A 20,089-nucleotide genomic window follows, 5' to 3' on the forward strand; every position below is an offset into this window, starting at 1 on the left:
GGCTTTCGGGAGTTTCCCATGTCCCAGACCTATGACCTGATTCTGCGCAATGGCATTGTCGTCACGCCCAATGGCACCGAGCGGACCGACATCGCCGTGGCCGATGGCCGGATCAGGGCCATCGGCGGATTGGAGCGGGCCTCGGCGGCCGAGGAACAGGACCTGCGCGGCCTGACCGTTTTGCCCGGCGTCATCGACACCCAGGTCCATTTCCGCGAACCCGGACTGGAGCACAAGGAAGACCTGGCCTCGGGCACCGCCGGAGCCGCCAAGGGCGGCGTGGTGGCCATCTTCGAGATGCCCAACACCAAGCCGTCGACCACCACCGCCGACGCCATCAATGACAAACTGGCCCGGGCCAAGGGCCGCGCCTGGGTCGACCATGCCTTCTTCATCGGCGCAGCCGCCGACAATGTCGCCCATCTGGCCGAGTGGGAACGGATGCCGGGCTGCGCCGGGATCAAGGTGTTCATGGGCTCTTCCACCGGCTCGCTGCTGGTGGCCGACGACGAAACCCTGGCCGCCGTGCTGGCCCAGGGCTGGCGCCGCGTCGCCGTCCATTGCGAGGATGAAGGCCGCCTGGCCGAACGCAAGCATCTGGCGGTGGAAGCGGCCCATCCCCGTGCCCATCACCAATGGCGCGATGCCGAGACCGCCCTGCTGGCCACCCAGCGGCTGGTGAGGCTGGCCGAGGCGGCACGACGCCGGGTGCATGTGCTGCATGTCACCACGGCGGAGGAGATGGAATTCCTGGCGGGGCACAAGGATCTGGCCACGGTGGAGACCACGCCGCAGCACCTGACCCTGGCGGCACCCGACTGTTACGAACGCCTGGGCACCCTGGCCCAGATGAACCCGCCCATCCGCGAGGCCCGCCACCGCGAGGCCCTGTGGGCCGCCATCGCCAGCGGCGTGGTGGATGTGCTGGGCTCGGACCATGCCCCCCATACCCTCGAGGAAAAAGGCCAGCCCTACCCGCAAAGTCCGTCGGGCATGACCGGGGTCCAGACCCTGGTGCCCCTGATGCTTGACCACGTCAACCACGGCCGCCTCAGCCTGGAGCGGCTGGTGGACCTGACCAGCGCCGGACCGGCGCGCATTTACAACATCGCCGGCAAGGGCCGCATCGCGCTGGGCTATGACGCCGACTTCACCGTGGTGGATATGCGCGCCGAACGCACCATCACCAATGACTGGATCGAAAGCCGCTGCGGCTGGACGCCGTTCGACGGCAAGACGGTCACCGGCTGGCCGGTGGCGACCATCGTGCGCGGCCGCACCGTCATGCGCGAGGGCCAACTGCTGGGCGCCCCGGTGGGCGAACCCGTGCGGTTCCAGGAAAGTCGCTGAGCCCATGACCCGTCCCAGCAACCGCCGTCTGGTCGTCGGGCTGCTGGGGACCCTGCTGCTGGTCCTGTGGGGCTTCATCGGCTACTGGTCATGGTCGCAATACCATCGGCTGCTGGCATCGAGCACCGTCTTGCTGGAGCAGTTGACCAGCGCGGTGGAGGAACAGACGCTGCGGCTGTTCAAGCAGGCGGAAACCTCGCTGATCGTGTCCCGGCACTGGATGGCGGGCCACCCAACCGAGGACCCGGGCACCGCCCCCACCTTTACCGCGCTGGTGGACAGCCTCCGCGGCGCCTCGGAAGGCATGCTGGACATCCGCATGGTCGGCCGGAATGGCGGCCTGTTCTATATCCCCAAGCGCAGTCCCAAGCCTCTGGCCGATGTCTCGGACCGCGACTACTACAAGGCGCAGTTGACCCCCGCCACCCGGGGTTTCTTCATCGGCAACCCCCTGGTCAGCCGGGTAACCGGCAAATGGGGCATCCCGGTTTCCATACCGGTGGATGTGGCAGGTGGCGATGTGGGCATCGTGTTCGTCGCCATGGAACTGGATCGTATCGCCAAGACCTTCGAGGCCGAGCGGCCCAAGCCCGATGGCGCCATTTCCATCATGCGGGCCGATGGCACCTTCCTGTTCCGGGTCCCGGCCGGCAACAACATCATCGGCCAATCCATCGCCGGAACCCCGTCCTGGGACCAGAATATCTCCCAATCGAGCCGTGGGACGTATTACTCGGATGGCACCGCCGTGGGTACGCCCCCCAAATTGGTGTCGTTCATCCGGCTCAAGGAATATCCTCTTTACGTCACCGTGGCCGCCGAGGTGGACGACCTGTTGATTCCCTGGCGGCGCGAGACCTTCACCCTGGTATCCATCGCCGTGGTGATGACGCTGCTGTCGGTGGTCGCAGCCTCGATCCTGCTGCGCGCCATGAAGGGGGGCGAAATCGCCCAGCGCGAAACCGAGCGGGCGCATCGCGACGCCAAGCTGATCTTGGACGCGGCCGGTGATGGCATTTGCGGTGTCGATGCCAGCGGTGCCGTTACCTTCATCAACCCCGCGGCACGGCGCATGCTGGGTCTGATGGCAGCCGACCCAGTCGGCCGGAACTTTCACCTGCTCTGCCATCACTCCCATCCCGACGGCAGCCCTTATGCCGGTGCCGACTGCCCGGTCACCCAGACCCTGACGGACGGGCAAACCAGGGAAGTCCATCAGGAGACGTTCTGGCACAGCACGGGACGCCCGGTGCCGGTGGATCTGGTGGCCTCGGCCGTCACTGACGAAGACAGCGTTGTCGGTGCCGTGGTGGTGTTCCACGACATCGCCGAGCGGATCAAGGCCGAGCAACGCCTGGCCCGCCAGGCGGCGGAACTGGCCCGCTCCAACGCCGATCTGGAGCAGTTCGCCTATATCGCCAGCCATGACTTGCGGGAACCATTGCGTCAGGTGTCCAGCTATGTCTCGCTGCTGGAGCGGCGCTATGGCGAACAACTGGAGCAGGATGCCAAGGATTTCATTGCCTTCGCCCGCGACGGCGCGGCGCGCATGAACCAACTGGTGATCGACCTGCTGGACTTCTCGCGGGTGGGGCATTCGGCCCAACCGTTGGAGCAGGTCGCCTTAGGACGGGCCGTGGACGATGCCTGCGCCAATCTGGCGGCCCGCATCACCGAAACCGGGGCCCGGGTCGTTCGCGATGACGAGTTGCCGGTGGTCGCGGGCAATACGGGTGAACTGGTCCGCCTGTTCCAGAATCTGATCGGCAATGCGCTGAAATACCGCGATCCCGACCGCGATCCGGAAGTCTCCGTCTCCGCCCGGCGCGATGGCACCAATTGGGTGGTGACGGTGGCGGATAACGGCATCGGCATCGATTCCGCCTATTTCGACAAGATCTTCGGCATCTTCCAACGCCTGCACACCCGCGACAAGTTCGATGGCACCGGCATCGGCCTGGCCATCTGCAAGAAGATCATCGAGCAGATGGGCGGCAACATCTGGGTGGAGTCCGACCCTGGCCGCGGGTCCAGTTTCCACTTTACCCTGCCCATCGCCCCGGCTTGACCTCCATCATGCCCATTGGCGCGGGCCGGGCCTAGTGTCTGCCAGGTCCAGGCTGAAACACTTCATCCACCCGTCATGGCCGGGCTTGACCCGGCCATCCATGGACCCCCGGGTCGAGCCCGGGGGTGACGAAAGGGATAATTAATTCCACCAAACTCAAGCAGACACTCGCCTGGACACGGTTAACGCGAGGGAATGCCCATGATCTCCGAAGCTCAAATCCAAGAGGCCCTGCGCGGTGTCATCGATCCCGATGTCGGCGTCAACATCGTCGATCTCGGTCTGGTGGAACGCGTCGACGCCGCGCCCGAGGGCGTTTATGTCGACCTGATCATGACCACCCCCGCCTGCCCGCAAAGCGCCTATATCCGCGACGAGGCCGAACGCCGGATCAAGGCGGCCGGAGCCGCCGCCGTCAGTGTCGAGGTTCTGGACTCGCCGTTCTGGGAGCCTTCGCGCATGTCGGCTTCCGCCAAGAAGATCATGGGCTGGCCGGGATGAGCCTGCTGGCCCGCCGCCTGCCCCTGCTGATGGGGGGAGCCGTATCGCTGATGGTGGGCATGGCGGCCGGACTGGGACGCCTGGGTTGGCCCGGCCCCGGCACCGATGCCATGGCGGTGCATGGCGCCTTGATGATTTCGGGATTCTTCGGGACGGTGATCGGTCTGGAACGCGCCGTGGCGCTGGGGCGTCCCTGGGGCTATGTCTCGCCCCTCGCCGCCGCGCTCGGCGGCATCGGCCTGATCCTGGGGCAAGGACAGATCGGCGGCCTGCTGCTCTGCCTGGGCAGCCTGGTCTTCGTCGCCATGAGCATCGCGGTGCTGATCCGCCAGCGCGAGGTCTTCACCCTGGTCCTCGGCCTGGGCGGTGTCGCCTGGCTGGGGGGCAATCTGGCTTGGCTGGCCCGGGGCGAACCCGCTTCGGCGGTGGTCCCCTGGGCCGCCTTCCTGGTCCTGACCATCGCGGGGGAACGGCTGGAACTGTCGCGCTTCCTGCCGCCCTGGCGCTGGCGCACCCCCACCCTGCTGCCGGTGCTGGGCCTGCTGATGGCGGGGGCGGTGTCGGCCGGCCTGGGCTGGGAACTGGCCTGGACACCGTTCGGCCTCGGCCTGATCGGACTGGGATTGTGGAGCATGCGCAACGACGTGGCCCGACGCACCATCCGCCAGAGCGGCCTGCCCCGCTATGTGGCGGTCTGCCTGCTGTCGGGCTATGGCTGGGTCATGGTCGCGGGCCTGCTGATGCTGGGCCTCCGGCTGGGAGAAGGCGGCGCCTGGGCCGACGCCGCCCTGCACGCCCTGTTCGTCGGCTTCGTCTTTTCCATGGTGTTCGGTCACGCCCCCGTGATCCTGCCCGCCGTGCTGCGGGTGGGCGTCCCATTCCGGCCGGTGTTCTATCTCCCCCTGGGCCTGCTGCATGCCTCGCTGCTGCTGCGCCTGGTGGGCGACCTCGCCGAGAGTCACGCGGTGCGGCAATGGGGCGGACTGGCCAATGCCGCCGCCGTCCTGGTCTTCATCGCCACCACCCTGACCGTGGTGCTGCGGGCACGGAAAGCCTAACCGTCCCGCCACAGCCGCCGGTCGGGCGGCAGCGGGCGGAAGCGATGACGCGCCGCCAGCCGTTCCGTCCACCAGCCGGGATAATCGGTGATGCCGGTGCCGTCCATCTGGTCGTAGTCGGCGAAGATGCCGACCTCGAGATAGGCATCCAGATTGGCGAGATCGGGCTGGGGCAGCCTGCCCGCCTGATGGTCCCGCCACATGGCCTGGAACAGTTCCTCCAGCTTGCGCGCCAGCAACGTGGTATCGAACAGGACACAGTTGCCCCGGTTCATCTCCAGGCGCTGGCGCAAGGCGGCCAGGGCGGCGGGGTCGCGGCCGAGAGCCACGGCGCGGGATACGTAGTCGCCGGGCGTCTCGCACACCAGGTCGTCCAGCCCGGCCGAGCGCACCAGGCTGCCGCAGACCCGGGCGGCGAAGGAGCGCCCCGACAGGGTCAGCACCGGCACCCCCATCCACAGCGCATCCGAGGCGGTGGTATGGGCGCCATAGGGGAAGGTATCCAGGAACAGGTCGGCCAGGGGATAGCGGGCGAGATGGTAGGGATTGGCCAGCTTGTCAGCGAAGACCAGCCGGGCGGGATCAAGGCCCCGGGCGGCGGCCTGCTCGCGCAGATGGGCCTGGGCGCCCTCGGCGCCGCTCAGCAGCCACAGCACGCTGCCCGGCACCTGCGCCAGGATGTCCAGCCAGCGCTCCACCGTGAAGCGGGTCAGCTTGTGCAACCCGTTGAAGCAGCAATAGACCACCGCGTCCTCGGGCAGACCGGCATCGGCGCGGGCGGGCCGGTTGGGGGCGATCACCCGCTTGCGGTCATTGGGCTGGTAGCAGGGCAGCCGCAGCACCTTTTCCGAATAATAGCCTTCCGACTCCTCGGGAATGATCCAGTCGTCGGCGATGATGTAGTGGTGATAGGGGCTGCCCATGGTGCCGGGAAAGCCCAGCCAGTTGACGATCACCGGCGCCGGGCGCAGCGCGATCAGCTTGGTGCGGCCGTCCCTGGTATAGCCGTTCAAGTCCACCAGGATCTGGATGCCGTCCGCCGCCATGCGGGCCGCCGCCTCGGCATCACCCATGGCGGAAATATCGATCCAATGGTCGAAGCGCGCCTTGATCCGCCGGTTCAACGGGTCGTCGGAGGGAATGCCGCAATAATAGGCGAACAGCTCCACCTTGGCCTTGTCGTGTTCCTCGAACAGCTCCACCGTCAGATGCCCCACCGCATGCTCGCGCAGGTCCGACGACAGATAGCCGATACGCAACCGCTCGCCCCGCGCGGCACGGGCCTGGTCCAGCATGGGCGGCTCGGCGACGGGCAGGCCGACATCAAGCCGGTTGTAGTTCCATGCCGCCGCCAGATGCAGCAGCGGATCGTCGGCATAGGCGGCCATGGACAAGGGCGACATGCCCTCCATCAGCACGGAACGGCTGACCCGATCCCAGGGCTGCACCACCGGCCATTCACACTGGCGCTGGCGGAGCGCCAGGAAATGCTGGATCACCTCGCGCTGCACCGGCTCCAGGTCCAGGCTCTGGCGCAGCATGGATTCGGCGGCCTCGTCCTGATTGCCCGCCTCCAGCACCCGGCCCATCTGGTTGAGCGCGGTGGTCTTGTGGCTGATGGCCGAGCCGGTCACCCCGGCCAGCCGGTCGACCATGGCCGACCACTGGGTCACCGCCGCCGCCGCCGAGCCCAAACGTTCATGCACCCGGCCCAGATTGACATAGGCGGGGTAGAAATCGGGGTTGAGCGCGATGGCGCGTTCCAGGCTGTCGCGGGCCGGCCCCAACTCGCCCGCATCCATCTGCACCACGCCGAAATTGAACAAGACGGCATAAAGCAGCGGATTGTCGGGGTTATGGCGGACCCAGGCCTCGTACAAGGTCGCGACGAAAGAGGCGCCATCGCTGAGCCGGATGGCCTCGGCGGCCTGGATCAGGTCGAGAACGCTGAGATTCCGCCCCACGGCGCGGTCGATCGCCGTCGAAAACAACTCGCTTGCCATCGAAATTCTATGCCCCTGTCATCAGTCCAAAGCGGTCAACATGGCGTCGACCTGAAGATCGGTCATGGCCTCCACCTGGGCCTGGGTGAAGGCCTCGGCCTGGGCCGAACTGAGCGCCGCGATCAAGGTGGTGGTCAGGCCGCCGATCTGGGTGGTGGTCAGGCTGGCCACCGCCGTGGCGGTCAGGCCGCCGCCCTGGGTGGTGGTCAACGCCCCCAGTTGGGTGATGGTCAGGCCGGGGGCCTGGGCCGCCGTCAGGGCCGACACCTGGGTCGAGCTCATCACCCCCAACTGGGTGGTGGTCAGGCCGCCGATGGCGGTCGAGGTGATGCCGCGCAACTGGGTCGCGGTCAGCGCCGCCGCCTGGGTGGTGGACATTCCCGCGATCTGGGTCACGCTCAACCCGGCGAAGCCGGTGGTGCTGAGACCGGCGGTCTGGGTGGCGGTCAGCGCCGCCAGTTGGGTGGTGGACAGTCCGCCCAGGCCAGTGCTGGTCAGCACCCCCATCTGGGTGCTGGTCAGGCCGCCCAACTGCGTGGTGTCAAGGGCGCCGAGCACGGTGGAGGTCAGGGTCTGGGCCTGGCTGGTGGACAGCGCCCCCACCTGGGTGCTGGTCACCCCGGACAACTGGGTGGTGGTCAGGGCGGCGAACTGGGTCGAGGTCAGCCCCTTGACCTGATTGGTACCCAGGGCGCCAAGCCCGGTGCTGGTCAGACCGGTCAGCTGGGTGGTGGTCAGGGCGCCCACCTGCAGCGAGGTCAGGCTGCCGATCTGGGTGGTGGCCAGCCCGCCGATCTGGGTGCTGGTGAAGCCCTTGACCTGGGTGGTGGTCAGCGCCAGCAGCTGCGTCGCGGTGATGCCGCCCAATTGCGTGGTGTCCAGGGCCGCCAGCAAGGTGGTGCTCACCCCCGGCAAGCCCACCGCCGACAGCTTGCCCACCTGGGTCGAGCTGAGGCTGGCCAGTTGAGTGGTGGTCAGGCCCAGCAGGCCTGCCGAACCCAGCCCGCCCATCTGGGTGGTGGTCAGCGCGCCGAGCATGGTGGTGGACAGCCCCGCCATCTGGGTCGAGGTCAGTTGGGCCAGCGACGCCGCCGCCAGCGCCGAGGCCTGGGTGGTGGTCAGGGCGTTGAGGACGGTGGTGTCCAGGCTGCCGAGCTGGGTGGCCGTCAAGGCTCCCATCTGGGTGGTGGTCAGGGCCCCCAGCTGAGTCGTGGTCAAGGCCGCCATGCCCGAGGAACTGAGCCCCTTGACCTGGGTGGTGGTCAGCCCCGACAGCACCGTGGCGGTCAGGCCGCCCATCTGGGTGGTGGTCAGGGCGCCGAGCTGGGTGGTGGTCAGTCCCCCGGCCTGGGTCGTGGTGAATTCGGGCAGCTGCGTCACCGTCAGGGCCTTGACCTGAGTGGTGGTCAGCGATCCCAGCAAGGTGGCGTTCAACCCGTTCAACTGGCTGGTGACCAAGGCGGCCACATTGGTGGTGGACAGCGCCCGGACCTGGGTAGTGGTCATGGCATCCACCTGGGTCGAGGCCAGCCCCGCCAGCACGGTGGTGGTGATGGCGGTCATTCCGGCGGCGGTCAGGCCCTTGATCTGGGTGGTGGTCAGGCCCTGCAGCCCGGTGGTGGTCAGGCCGCCCAACTGGGTGCTGGTCAGGGCGCCAACCTGGGTGCTGGTCAATCCGCCCAGTTGGGTGGTGGTCAGCGCCGCCATCTCGGTGGTGGTCAGCCCGGCGCCTTGCGCCGTGGTCAGCCCGCCCAGCTGGGTACTGCTCAAAGCGCCCAACTGGGTGGTGGTCAGGGCGGCGATGCCGGTGGCGGGCAGTCCCTTGATCTGGGTGGTGGTCAGCGCCGACAGCTGGGTGGTGGTCACGGCGCCGATGCCCGTGGTGTTCAGCACCCCTAACTGGGTCGAGGTCATGCCCGCCAACTGGGTGGTGGTGATGGCCGCCAACTGGCCCACATTGAGCCCCAGCAGGGCGGTGGTGGACAAGCGCCCCAGTTGGGTGCTGGTCATGCCGGGAACCTGGGCCACGTCGATGGCGGCGAAGCCGGTCGAGGTGATGCCACCGATGGCCGCCGGAGCCACGGCCCCCAACTGGGTGGAACTCAGCGCCAGCCACTGGGTCCCGGTCAGCGCCCCACCCTGGGCCGCCGTCAGCCCGCCCAGTTGCGTGGTGCTGAGGCTTGCCATCTGGGTGGCGGCCAGACCGGCGATGCCGGTGGTGGACAATACCGCCATCTGGGTGGCGGTCAGTCCCGCCAGTTGGGTGGTGGTCAGCGCCGCCAGGTCGGTGGAACTCAACCCCGCCGCCCCCAGGGTGGACAGTCCGCCCAATTGGGTCGAGGACAAGGAACCCAGTTGGGTGGTGGTGAGCACGGCCACGCCGGACGAGGTCAGACCGCCCAGTTGGGTGGTGGTCAGCGCCGCGACGGTGGTGGTGGTCAGGGCGACGAGGGTGGTGGTGGTCAGCACCCCGATCTGGGTGCTGGTCAATCCGCCCAGTTGGGTGGTGCTTATACCCGCCAAGCCGGTACTGGTCCACATGCGGGACTGGGTGGTGGTCATGGCCCCGATCTGGGTGCTGGTCAGGCCCAATATCTGGGTGGCGGTCAAGTCGTCCAGTTGAGTGGTGGTCAGCGCCCTGATCTGGGCGGTGCTCATGGCTCCCAACTGGGTCGGGGTCAGGCCGTCGAAGGCGGTGGTGCTGAAGGCGGCGATCTGGGTGGTGGTGAAGCCGCCGACCTGGGTGGTGCTGAACTCTCCCATCTGGGTCGAGGTGAAGCCCAGCAATTGGGCGCTGGTCAGGGTCGCCAGCTGGGTTGCGGTCAATCCGTCCAACTGGGTGGTGGTCAGCGCCGCCAGTTCGGTGGTGGTGAAGGCCTTGATCTGGGTCGCGCCCAGCACCCCCATCTGGGTACTGGTCAAGCCCGCCAGCTGGGTGGTGGTCATGGCCGCCAACTGACCGGCATTCAGGCCGGTGACCTGGGTGGTGGTCAGGGCGGCGATCTGGGTCTCGCTCACCGTCGCCAATTGGGTGGCGCTCATGACCGACAGCGCGGTCGTGGTCAATCCGGCGGCCTGGGTGGTGGTCAGCGCCGCCAGCTGGGTGCTGGTGAGCGCCTTGGCCTGGGTGGTGGTGATGGCGCCAAGCCCGGTGCTGGTCAGACCCGCCAACTGGGTGGTGGTCAAGGCCGCCAGCCCGACCACGCTCAGCCCCTTCACCTGGGTGGTGGTCAGCGCCGACAGTTCGGTGGTGGTGATCCCGGCCAGGGCGGTGGTGGTCAGCGCCCCCAACTGGGTCGAACTCAGCCCCGCCAGTTGGGTGGTAGTCAGCGCGCCGAGCACGGTGGAGGTCATGGCGGCCACGGCGGTAGCCCGCAGATTGGCCAGTTGGGAACTGGTCAGGCCCGCCAGTTGGGTGGTGGTCAGCGCCGCCACTTCCTCGGTGCCCAGGCCCATGGCCTGGCTGGTGGTCAGTCCGCCCAGGTCGGTTTCGGTCAGGGCCGCCAGTTGGGTGGTATTCAAGGCGGTCAGCTGCGACGAGGTCAGGCCCGCCAACTGCCCCGCGCTCAGGGCATCCACCTGGGTGCTGGTCAAGCCGCCGATGGCGGTGGTGCTCAGGCCGCCGAGCTGGGTCGCGCTCAGGCCGCCCAGTTGGGTGGTGGTCAGCGCCGCCATCTGACCCGAGGTCAGGCCCGCCATGCCCGCCGCCGACAGTCCCGACAGCTGGGTCGAGCTCAGCGCCGCCAGTTGGGTGGTGGTCATCACCGCCAGGCAACTGGCGGTCAGACCCCCGGCCTGGGTACTGGTCAGACCCGCCAGGGTGGTGGTTGTCAGGGTCGAGGCCAAGGTGGTGGACAGGCCCGCCATCTGGGTGATCGCCAAGCCACCGAGCTGGGTGGTGGTCAGGGCATCCAGGGTGGTGGTGGTCACGCCCCGGATCTGGGTGGTGGTCAAGGCCCCGAGCTGGGCCGGGCTCAAACTCGCCAATTGGGTGGTGGTCAACGCCGCCAGTTCGGTGCTGGTCAGCCCCTTCATCTGCTGGGTGCTCAGAACCGCCAGCTCGGCCACCTCGATGGCCTGGACCTGGGCGGCGGTCAGCACCGCCAGTTGGGACGAGCTGAAGCCCATCTGACCCGGACTAAGCGCCGTGATCTGGGTGGTGGTCAGCCCCGCCATCTGGCTGGTGGACAACCGCGACAGCTGGGTGCTGCTCATGGCGCCGATGGCGGTAGTGGTGAAGGCGCCGATCTGGGTGGTGGTGAGCGCGCGGAAATCCGTGGCCGACATCCCCGAGACCGCCGTGGTGGTCAGGTTGGATATCTGGGTGGCGGTGAGATAGGAAACCGGCGAGACCACGGATCAAGACCCCAGCGGACGGAAGGGCACTTTCCCGTTTAGCAGACACAGCCTTAAAGCGTGGTTAACCGGAATAGTTTCGTCAGATGATCTTACCCTCGCCGCTCTCGAACACCCCCGAGACATCCGAGAGGTAGGAGCGTAGCGAGCGGCGGTCCAGCAGCTTGTCCTGGGCGGCGGCGGGCAGGTCGGTGAAAGCGATGATCCGTTTCTCGATCAGTACCGCCACCAGATCCTCGACCACGCGGATGAAGCCCAGGTCGGAGGCGAGGAAGCGCGTGGACGCCCGATCGCCCGCCGTGTCGCGGAACAGGAAGTCCAGCACGTCGGGATGGCTGGCGGGCAGGCTTTCGGTCGCCTCCTCCACCGGCGCTTCCGACAGTCCGACCACCTTGCCGGAGGCATCGCGGCTGACATAGGGCATCTGGCGTCCTCTCCCTGGTTGCCCAAGGCACTCTATCGCCGATGCACCCGGCGGTCCACGGGAAGCACCCGTGAACCGCCGGAACCGTGTCAGGCCTACCGGGTCCAGCGCGCCGCCGTCTCGGCCACCCGGCGGCCCAGATGCTCGGCGGTCTTGCGGTCTGCGGCGGTGACGCCCTCGGGGCCCTGGTCGGAATTGGCCTGGGCCATGACGCCGAGGAAGCTGCCCAGCCGGTTCAGGTCCTCGACGCTGCCCTTGCTGGAATTATTGCCCGGCAGCAGGTCGATACCCACCCAGATCATGCCGTGCTGGGCGGCGAACACCGCCAGCTGGTTCAAGGTGGACAACTTGTCGCCGCTCTGGCTGGCCGAAACGGTGAAACCCGCCGCCACCTTGTTGGCCCAGCCGCGGCCGTACCAGATCTTGCTGGACCACTCCATGAACTCTTTGAACTTGGCGCTGGCCGAGCCCATATAGGTCGGCGAGCCGAACACGATGGCGTCGGCGGCGTTGAGAATATCCGCCTTGGCCTCCGCCTCCTCGGCTCCAATCAGATGAACCTGGGCTCCGGCGACGGAGCCCGCACCGGTGGCGACCGCCTCGGCCAGGGCCTTGGTGTGGCCGTAGCCGGAATGATAGACGATGGCGATGGATGTCATGGCACTCTCCTTGTAACTGTTACCGGTTCGATTACATAAATCCACAAAAAAATAGTCACTTCTCTGCGGCAGCCAGGGCACCCGTGACCTCGGCCAGGGTGGTGGTGGCCAGCACCGCCTCCTTGGCGGCCTCGGCCCGGTCCATGACGCGGACCAGCACCGACTGGATGTTGCGCCCCACCGGACAGGCCGGATTGGGCGGTTGGTGGTGCAAGGCGGGGCCGTCATCGGCCTCCACCGCGCGGTGAATATCCAGCAGGCTGATCCGCTCGGGCGAGCGGGCCAGGGTGGAACCGCCGTTGCTGCCCCGGCTGGACGCCACCAGACCGGCCTTGGCCAGGGCCGACAGCAGGCGGCGCACCACCACTGGATTGGTGTTGACGCTGCCCGCGATCCAATCCGAGGTCAGGGCCTGCCCCGGGCTGGTGGCCAGCAGGGAGGCGATATGGACCGCGACGGCGAATTTGCAGCTTCTGGACATGGGATATATGTAATCGAATCTGTTTCCAATTGCAAGCCTCTTGCTCCGACATCCGATTGCCGCCACGCTGGCGCGACCATTCGCCCCCAGGAAAGGGCCTCCATATGACCCTGGAATTTCTCCTGACCTCGCTGATCATCGTCGCCTCGCCGGGGACTGGCGTGGTCTTCACCCTGGCGGCGGGTCTGTCGCGCGGCAGGCGGGCCAGCGTGGTGGCGGCGTTCGGCTGTACCCTGGGCATCGTGCCGCACATGGCCGCCGCCATCCTGGGACTGGCGGCACTGCTGCACGCCAGCGCCGTCGCCTTCGAGGTCTTCAAATATCTGGGCGTCGCCTATCTGCTCTACATGGCCTGGGACGCCCTGCGCGCCAACGGCTCACTCGACATGACGGGCGAGGAGGAGATGGGCCAGCGATCCGACCTCCAGGTCACCGTCACTGCCGTGCTGATCAACATCCTCAACCCCAAGCTGTCCATCTTCTTCATGGCCTTCCTGCCCCAGTTCATCAATGTCGGCGAAGCCGCTCCGGTAGCCCGCATGCTGGAACTCAGCGCGGTATTCATGGCCATGACCTTCGTGGTTTTCGTTGGTTACGGCCTGTTCGCCGCCGCCATCCGCCATCGCATCGTGTCGCGCCCGGCCATCCTGACCTGGATGCGGCGCGGCTTCGCGGGCGCCTTCGTTGCCCTGGGGGCAAAGCTGGCGCTTTCCGAACGCTAGGCAGGTTTGACTCCCGCGCCGGGGAGGTGTAGCCAAGGGCCATGGCTCCTCCTCCCCTCCTCGCTCTGCGCGACGTTCGCCTGACCTTCGGCGGCAAGCCGCTGTTCGAAGGCGTCACCACCTGGGTCGCCAAGGGCGACAAGACCTGTCTGGTCGGCCGCAACGGCTCGGGCAAGTCGACCTTGCTCAAGGTGCTGGCGGGCGAAATCGCCCCCGATTCCGGCGAACGCTTCGTCCAGCCCGGCGCCCGCATCGCGGTGCTGCCCCAGGACCCCATCATCATCGCCCCAACCGTGGCCGACTATGTCGCCCAGGGACTTTTGCCCGACGAGCGCGACCAGATGTTCCGCGTCGACGCGGTACTGGACGCGGTGGGCATCGACGGCAGCCGCGACCCGGTGGCGCTGTCGGGCGGCGAGGGCCGCCGCGCCGCCCTGGCCCGCGCCCTGGTGGGCCAGCCCGACGCTCTGCTGCTGGACGAGCCCACCAACCATCTCGACCTGCCCACCATCCTGTGGCTGGAGGAGTGGCTGAAATCCTATGGCGGCGCCCTGGTGGTGATCAGCCACGACCGCCGCTTCCTCGACAATGTCTCGAAGCAGACCCTGTGGCTGGAGCGCGGCCTGGTGCGCCGCGCCGAATGGGGCTTCTCCCGCTTCCCCCAGTGGCAGGAAGAGGTCTATGCCGCAGAGGAAGCCGAACTGGCCCGCATGAACACCCATCTGCGCCAGGAACTGCACTGGCTGTCGCGGGGCGTCACCGCGCGGCGCAAGCGCAACATGGGACGGCGCCGGGCGCTGGACGTGCTGCGCAAGGAGAGGGCCGAGACCAAGACCGCCCTGCTCAACAGCGCCCGCCAGGCCGCCCTGGCCGCCGAATCCGGGGAAATTTCGGGTCGGCTGGTGATCGAGGCCAAGGATGTCGGCAAGCGCTTCGGCGACAAGCTGATCTGCGAGGGCTTTTCCACCCGCATCCTGCGCGGTGACCGGGTCGGGCTGATCGGCCCCAACGGCGCGGGCAAGACCACCATTCTCAAGATGCTGACAGGTGAATTGGAACCGGATTCCGGTCTGGTCCGCCTCGGCACCAATCTGGAGGCCGCCTATTTCGACCAGCGCCGCGCCGCGCTGGACCCCGAGCTCAGCGTCTGGGACACCCTGACCGACGGGCGCGGCGACAATGTCTGGGTGCGGGGACGGCCGCAGCACGTGGTCGGCTATATGAAGGACTTCCTGTTCTCGGAAGCCCAGGCCCGCACCCCGGTCAAGGCCTTGTCGGGCGGCGAGCGCAACCGGCTGCTGCTGGCCAAGCTGCTGGCCAAGCCGTCCAACCTGCTGATCCTGGACGAGCCCACCAACGACCTGGACATGGACACCCTGGACCTGCTGGAAGAGGTGCTGGCCGACTATGACGGCACCCTGCTGGTGGTCAGCCACGACCGCGACTTCCTCGACCGGCTGGTGACCAGCGTCATCGCGGTGGAAGGCGACGGCGAGGTGATGGAATATGCGGGCGGCTATTCCGACTATCTCAACCAGCGCCCGACCAAGGACGATAAGGCGGCGCCCCGCCCCGCCCCCAAGCCCCAGGCCCAGCCCAAGCCGCAAAGCCCCCGCAACCGCCTGTCCTATAACGAGGCCCGCGAGCTGGACCAGCTTCCCGGCAAGATGGAGGCTTTGAGCGCCGAAATCGCCCGGCTGGAAGCCGATCTGGCCGATCCGGCGCTCTATTCCCGCGATCCCGCCAAGTTCCAGAAATTCGCCGCCCGGGTCGATGCCGCCCGCGCCGAGTTGGAGTCCGCCGAGGAGCGCTGGCTGGAATTGGAGGCCAAGCGGGAAGAGGCGGCGGGGAAATAATGCCCCGCTTCACTCCCGCCGACTGGATCGCCGCCCTGGCCGTCTCGCTGCTGTGGGGCGGCAATGTGGTGGCGGTCAAGATGGCGACCCTGTCGCTGCCCCCCTTCCTGCTGACCGGCATGCGCTTTGCCCTGGTGGCGCTGGTGCTGGCGCCGCTGTTCCGTCCCGCCGCCGGGCAATTGCCGGGTATCCTGCGGCTGGCGGTGGTGCTGGGCATCGGTCATTTCGGCCTGCTGTTCGCCGCCATCGACGGCATGGATTCCGCCAGCGCCGGTATCGCCGTGCAACTGTCCACCCCATTCAGCGCCGTGGTCGCCTGGATCGCCTATCGCGAGGTACTGGGCTGGGCCAGATTCGTGGGCATGGCGGTGGCCTTCGCGGGGGTGGTGGTGCTGGCGGGCGAGCCCCATGTCACCAGCCTGCTGCCCATCATGCTGATGAGCGCCAGCACCCTGGCCTGGGCGGTGTCCAACGTCATGATCAAGGGGGTCGGGCCGGTGGACCCACTGGCCATCAATGGCTGGGTGGCGCTGTTCTCCTTTCCCATGCTGCTGGCCATCTCCGCCCTGACCGAAAGCGATCATCTCGCCCGTATCCAGGCCACCGACACCGCCGGATGGGCCGGACTGGCCTATACCACTATCGGCTCGACCCTGATCGCCTATACATTGTGGTATCGGCTGGTGGCCAAGCACTCGCTGAACCGGGTGGTGCCCTTCACCCTGCTGGGGCCGGGAGTGGGGCTGTTCGGCGGCGTTCTGCTGCTGGGCGAGCCGCTGACCTGGCACAAGCTGCTGGGCTGCGCCCTGACGGTGGGCGGCGTGGCGGTGATCCAGCTATGGCCCAAGCCCAAGGCCGAGGAGGCGACGTCATGACTCCCATCCCCCACCCCTCGCCCAATTTCGGCCCCCGCCAGGGAAGCACCGTCGACATGCTGGTGCTGCACTATACCGGCATGCCCGACGGCCCGTCCGCCCTGGCCCGGCTGTGCGACCCCAAGACCGAGGTCAGCGCCCATTACCTGATCGAGGAGGATGGACGCGTCTTCGCCCTGGTGCCCGAGGACCAGCGGGCCTGGCACGCGGGCAAGTCGTGGTGGCGGGGCGAGACCGACATCAATTCCCGGTCCATCGGCATCGAACTGGTCAATCCCGGCCACGAATTCGGCTATCGCGCCTTCCCGGAGGCCCAGATCGCGGCGCTGGTGGACTTGGCCCAAGCTATCCTGACCCGCTGGCCGATTGCGGCCCGCAACGTGGTGGGCCATTCCGATATCGCGCCCACCCGCAAGGAGGACCCCGGCGAGCTGTTCCCCTGGAAGGACTTGGCGGAGGTCCATGGCATCGGCCTGTGGCCCTGCGGCGAGCCCACCGAACTGCCCCCCGATCATGTGCTGTTGGCCGGGCTGGCCCATGTGGGCTACGACATCCACGATCCCAAGGCGGCGCTGACCGCATTCCAGCGCCATTTCCGCCCCTGGAAAGTGGACGGCCACACCGATGCGGAATCGGTGGGCCGCCTGCGCGCCTTGATGCGGATTTTGAGATAGGCGCCGGGGCCGTCAGGCCCCTTTTTGATCTCGCCCGGAGCCGTCAGGCCCCCTTCTTGATTTCAAAGGTATAGACGCCGGCCTCTTCCTTCTGGCTGACCAGGGTATTGCCGGTCTGGCGGCAGAAGGCGTCGAAATCCTTGACCGACCCGGGGTCGGTGGCGATGACCTCGAGCATGGCGCCATCGGCCAGTTCCTTGATGGCCTTCTTGGCCCGCAGGATGGGCAGCGGGCAATTCAGCCCCTTCACGTCCAGAACGGTGTTCGACATTCCTATTCCTCCCTGGGAGTGTCATTGCTTGGCAAAGGGTACCAGATTGTGTTTTGCCGCTACAGTCCCATGAACAATCGCTAATATCAAGATATCATCATATACATGTTGCATCGGCCGCCGCCGCTCCGCTAGCATCGCCCGATAATATAAAAGAGAATCCGTACCGGGGAGTGCCTGAGGTGAACAGTCAAAGACCCATGAGCCGCCGTGGCGTGCTGGCGGCGGGCGCGGCGAGTGCCGTGGCCTTAAGCATGACGCCCGTGTCGCCCGCCCGGGCCGACGCCGCCGAGACCGAGGAAGCCGCCCGCAAGCTGATGGGCAAATTCGCCGCCAAGGAAGGCCGCGTTCATCTGAAGATCAAGGACACCGCCGAAAGCGGCGCCTTCGAGCCCATCGGCGTGGTGGTGGACAGCCCCATGACTCCCGCCGACCACGTCAAGGCCATCCATGTGCTGGCCGAGGGCAATCCCTATCCGGTGGTGGCCTCGTGGTACCTGACGCCGCGCTCTGGCCGCGCCGAGGTCAATTTCCGCATGCGTCTGGCCAAGACCCAGTTCCTGCGTGCCTATGCGGTCACCAGCGACGGGGCGGTCTGGATGGATCGCCAGGAGATCAAGGTCACCATTGGCGGATGCGGAGGCTGATCATGGCGAATTCCGACCGCGTCAAGGTCCGCATCCCCGCCAAGGCGAAGAAGGGCGAGATCATCGAGATCAAGGCCCAGCTCAGCCACGACATGGAAAGTGGCCAGCGCAAGGACGGTGATGGCAAGCCGATACCCCGGCGCATCGTCAACAAATTCACCTGCACCTGGAACGACGAGCCGGTGATCAGCGCCGACTGGTATCAGGGCGTTTCGGCCAACCCGATCACCAGTTTTTTCGCCGCCGCCCCGGCCAGCGGCAAGATCAAGCTGACCTGGTGGGATGAAGCCGGGGCGGTCTATGAATACGTCCACGACATCGTGGTGGAATGATCAGCGCCCCGCCATGACGTAGTCGCGGAGCGAATCCGCCTCCATCTTGGTCTCGTCCAGGCGCGACTTCACCACGTCGCCGATGGTGACGATGCCGCTGACCCTGCCATCGGTGCCCATGACCGGCAGGTGGCGGATGCGCTTGCTGGTCATGATTTCCATCAACCGCTCGACGGTATCATCCTCGTGACAGACAAAGACCTCGGCGGTCATCAGGTCGCGCACCCTGGCGGTTGAGCAGACATCCACCGCCTGGGCCAAACCACGCACGATGTCGCGTTCGGACAAGATGCCAGCCACCTTGTCGCCATCCATGGCCAGCACCGCGCCGATCTTGTACTCGGCCAGCAACCGGGCGGCATCACCCACAGATGCATCCGGCGAAATGCTGACGATGCCACCGCCACGCGCCTTGGCCTTCATGATGGTCTTGACGATCATTCTCAATCCTCCCCAATCAGGTCTTCACACCCATAGGGAAGATAAGGGATGGGACTGCCCCCCCTTCAAGGGGGGCTATCCCTTTAGAGCGTGGAGCCCTATATCTGAAACAGCCCTGTTTCTCATGGGGCGAGACAGGCCGCGAGGCGCGCTTCGCCGCGCGATGCGGCGCATCGGGCAAGAAGCGGAACGTAGCGGATGCCCGCCCCATGGAAACCCGAAGGGACAGGCGGATTTGCTCCATCATCGTCGGCAAGGAGCTTGACCGTAGCATTGGCTACGCTCCGCGCCCCTTGCCTCGATTCTGAACCAAATCCCCTCCGTCAGGGCGTTTCACATATAGGGCACGCCGCTCTAGAACAGCAGCTTTATCGCTTGTGCCCGGTCGGCGCCGGTGACGGCGGCATTGCCCAGCAGGTAGTGCAACGCGGTGCGGCCACGGGCATCGGCCCGCTGTGGATCCCCTCCGGCCGCCAGGGCCTTGGAGATATCGGCCATGCTGCCCTTGGCAGCGGCGGTCATCAGACTGGTGCGCAGGTCGCGGGGAACCGCGCCACTGCCATCGGCGGCGCTGACCAGGGCCGTGGCCGGGTCGCGGGCGATACGCTCCAGCAATTCCATATCGGCCTCGCGCCCCCTGGAGGTCGGGCAATCGGTGGGCGACACCGCCAGCCTCCCCAGCAGCCGGGTCGCCTCGGCCAGGGCCGGGCGGTGGCTGGCGGCCAGACGGCAGGGCAGGCGCAGCACCATGCCATCGAATACCGACGGCTCGGGCTCGGCCCGGCGCGCCACCAGGTCATAGCCCTTGAGGGTGGGCAGGATTTCGGCCAGCAAGATCGCATCGACCCGGCGCAAGGTCACCGCCAGCCGGTTGAAGACATAGGTGTCGGCCTTGATCCCCTTACCCGAGGGCGGTTCAGGCAGCAGGTCGAAATAGCTGATCAGCCATTCCTCCTTGTCGGCCAGCAGAGGATCGGCGGCCACCTGTTCCTCGCTGGGAACCCGCGCCTCGATTTCGGTATCGACTTCGTCCAGCAGGCTGGCGGCCCTGACCGTGTTGCCGGTGAGGAACTCACGCAGGGCGCGGGCAACCTTTTCCAGCGGATCGGCCTCGGGCGGCGTCGCCAGGGCGGGACGCCCGGCGGCGGCCCGGTTCATCTCGGTCTGGATGCGGGCGAAGGTGACCAGCCCGTCGCCCGGCAGCGGCGAGAAGTCCTCGGCGCCGGTGGCGGGAAGATGGCTGCCAAGCCACCACGCCCCCAGGCCAGCCGCCACCAGCAGCGCCGCCGCGCCCGCGATAACCGTGTTCTTCGACATTGCTCGGATGATCCTTGATCCCGGTTCGGCGGCGGACCATAACCGAGCCCGGCC

Annotated in this window: 18 protein-coding genes; 10 read left to right on the forward strand and 8 right to left on the reverse strand. The window is 67.1% G+C overall.

Going from position 1 to position 20,089, the window contains the following annotated elements; all coding sequences use genetic code 11:
* The first annotated feature begins 18 nt into the window (after window positions 1–18).
* The 4 genes from A6A04_RS02565 (at window position 19) to A6A04_RS02580 (ending at window position 4,977) form a co-directional block, all read left to right on the forward strand.
* Window positions 19–1,350, forward strand: a complete 1,332-nt coding sequence (locus tag A6A04_RS02565) for a dihydroorotase (protein ID WP_068489690.1) — start codon at window positions 19–21, stop codon at window positions 1,348–1,350.
* A gap of 4 nt (window positions 1,351–1,354) precedes the next feature.
* Window positions 1,355–3,418: an ATP-binding protein gene (locus A6A04_RS02570; RefSeq protein ID WP_156612438.1), complete on the forward strand. Its 2,064-nt coding sequence runs from the start codon at window positions 1,355–1,357 to the stop codon at window positions 3,416–3,418.
* Between the two features lie 201 nt (window positions 3,419–3,619).
* Window positions 3,620–3,919 (forward strand): metal-sulfur cluster assembly factor, encoded by a 300-nt coding sequence (locus tag A6A04_RS02575; RefSeq protein WP_068489691.1) that lies wholly within the window; start codon window positions 3,620–3,622, stop codon window positions 3,917–3,919.
* A complete protein-coding gene (locus A6A04_RS02580) occupies window positions 3,916–4,977 on the forward strand; it encodes a hypothetical protein (RefSeq protein ID WP_068489692.1) in 1,062 nt (353 codons plus the stop codon). Before A6A04_RS02575 ends, A6A04_RS02580 begins: the two co-directional genes overlap by 4 nt.
* Here the strand turns inward: A6A04_RS02580 and A6A04_RS02585 are convergent.
* The 5 genes from A6A04_RS02585 to A6A04_RS02605 all read right to left on the reverse strand — a co-directional run bounded on the left by A6A04_RS02585 (window position 4,974) and on the right by A6A04_RS02605 (window position 12,900).
* Window positions 4,974–6,968 carry an O-linked N-acetylglucosamine transferase, SPINDLY family protein gene (locus A6A04_RS02585; RefSeq protein WP_245651060.1) on the reverse strand — a complete coding sequence of 665 codons (1,995 nt, stop codon included), beginning with the start codon at window positions 6,966–6,968 and terminating at the stop codon, window positions 4,974–4,976. The genes A6A04_RS02580 and A6A04_RS02585 overlap by 4 nt on opposite strands.
* A gap of 33 nt (window positions 6,969–7,001) precedes the next feature.
* Window positions 7,002–11,336, reverse strand: a complete 4,335-nt coding sequence (locus A6A04_RS23055) for a beta strand repeat-containing protein (protein WP_068489694.1) — start codon at window positions 11,334–11,336, stop codon at window positions 7,002–7,004.
* A gap of 82 nt (window positions 11,337–11,418) precedes the next feature.
* Window positions 11,419–11,760, reverse strand: coding sequence for a hypothetical protein (locus A6A04_RS02595; protein WP_068489695.1), 342 nt, complete (start codon window positions 11,758–11,760; stop codon window positions 11,419–11,421).
* 95 nt (window positions 11,761–11,855) lie between these two features.
* Window positions 11,856–12,419 (reverse strand): flavodoxin family protein, encoded by a 564-nt coding sequence (locus tag A6A04_RS02600; protein WP_068489696.1) that lies wholly within the window; start codon window positions 12,417–12,419, stop codon window positions 11,856–11,858.
* Window positions 12,420–12,474: 55 nt separating this feature from the next.
* Window positions 12,475–12,900, reverse strand: a complete 426-nt coding sequence (locus A6A04_RS02605; RefSeq protein ID WP_068489697.1) for an Rrf2 family transcriptional regulator — start codon at window positions 12,898–12,900, stop codon at window positions 12,475–12,477.
* 104 nt (window positions 12,901–13,004) lie between these two features.
* On the opposite strand from A6A04_RS02605, the gene A6A04_RS02610 reads away from it, so the two are divergent.
* Genes A6A04_RS02610 through A6A04_RS02625 form a run of 4 tightly spaced genes read left to right on the forward strand, consistent with a single transcriptional unit; the run spans window position 13,005 to window position 17,027 of the window.
* The gene (locus A6A04_RS02610) at window positions 13,005–13,622 is read left to right on the forward strand and encodes a LysE family translocator (RefSeq protein ID WP_068489698.1); all 618 of its coding nucleotides are present in this window, start codon (window positions 13,005–13,007) and stop codon (window positions 13,620–13,622) included.
* Window positions 13,623–13,663: 41 nt separating this feature from the next.
* Window positions 13,664–15,478, forward strand: a complete 1,815-nt coding sequence (locus A6A04_RS02615; protein ID WP_068489699.1) for an ATP-binding cassette domain-containing protein — start codon at window positions 13,664–13,666, stop codon at window positions 15,476–15,478.
* The gene (locus A6A04_RS02620) at window positions 15,478–16,353 is read left to right on the forward strand and encodes a DMT family transporter (protein WP_068489700.1); all 876 of its coding nucleotides are present in this window, start codon (window positions 15,478–15,480) and stop codon (window positions 16,351–16,353) included. Before A6A04_RS02615 ends, A6A04_RS02620 begins: the two co-directional genes overlap by 1 nt.
* Window positions 16,350–17,027: an N-acetylmuramoyl-L-alanine amidase gene (locus A6A04_RS02625; RefSeq protein WP_068489701.1), complete on the forward strand. Its 678-nt coding sequence runs from the start codon at window positions 16,350–16,352 to the stop codon at window positions 17,025–17,027. The genes A6A04_RS02620 and A6A04_RS02625 overlap by 4 nt, the downstream gene beginning before the upstream one ends.
* Window positions 17,028–17,070: 43 nt before the next feature.
* On the opposite strand, the gene A6A04_RS02630 is transcribed toward A6A04_RS02625, so the two are convergent.
* The gene (locus tag A6A04_RS02630) at window positions 17,071–17,298 is read right to left on the reverse strand and encodes a sulfurtransferase TusA family protein (protein ID WP_068489702.1); all 228 of its coding nucleotides are present in this window, start codon (window positions 17,296–17,298) and stop codon (window positions 17,071–17,073) included.
* Window positions 17,299–17,480: 182 nt separating this feature from the next.
* Between A6A04_RS02630 and A6A04_RS02635 the strand changes: the two genes are divergently transcribed.
* Window positions 17,481–17,945 carry a thiosulfate oxidation carrier protein SoxY gene (locus A6A04_RS02635; RefSeq protein WP_245651061.1) on the forward strand — a complete coding sequence of 155 codons (465 nt, stop codon included), beginning with the start codon at window positions 17,481–17,483 and terminating at the stop codon, window positions 17,943–17,945.
* A 2-nt stretch (window positions 17,946–17,947) separates the two neighbouring features.
* Window positions 17,948–18,277 carry a thiosulfate oxidation carrier complex protein SoxZ gene (gene soxZ, locus A6A04_RS02640; protein WP_068489776.1) on the forward strand — a complete coding sequence of 110 codons (330 nt, stop codon included), beginning with the start codon at window positions 17,948–17,950 and terminating at the stop codon, window positions 18,275–18,277.
* Here soxZ and A6A04_RS02645 read toward each other — a convergent pair whose 3' ends face one another.
* Both A6A04_RS02645 and A6A04_RS02650 read right to left on the reverse strand, forming a co-directional pair.
* Window positions 18,278–18,718 (reverse strand): CBS domain-containing protein, encoded by a 441-nt coding sequence (locus A6A04_RS02645; protein ID WP_068489704.1) that lies wholly within the window; start codon window positions 18,716–18,718, stop codon window positions 18,278–18,280. It abuts the gene before it with no gap.
* A 354-nt stretch (window positions 18,719–19,072) separates the two neighbouring features.
* Window positions 19,073–20,035: a hypothetical protein gene (locus A6A04_RS02650; protein ID WP_068489705.1), complete on the reverse strand. Its 963-nt coding sequence runs from the start codon at window positions 20,033–20,035 to the stop codon at window positions 19,073–19,075.
* Between the last annotated feature and the right edge of the window lie 54 nt (window positions 20,036–20,089).

This window comes from Paramagnetospirillum marisnigri (genome assembly GCF_001650715.1).
Classification (GTDB): Bacteria; Pseudomonadota; Alphaproteobacteria; order Rhodospirillales; family Magnetospirillaceae; genus Phaeospirillum; species Phaeospirillum marisnigri.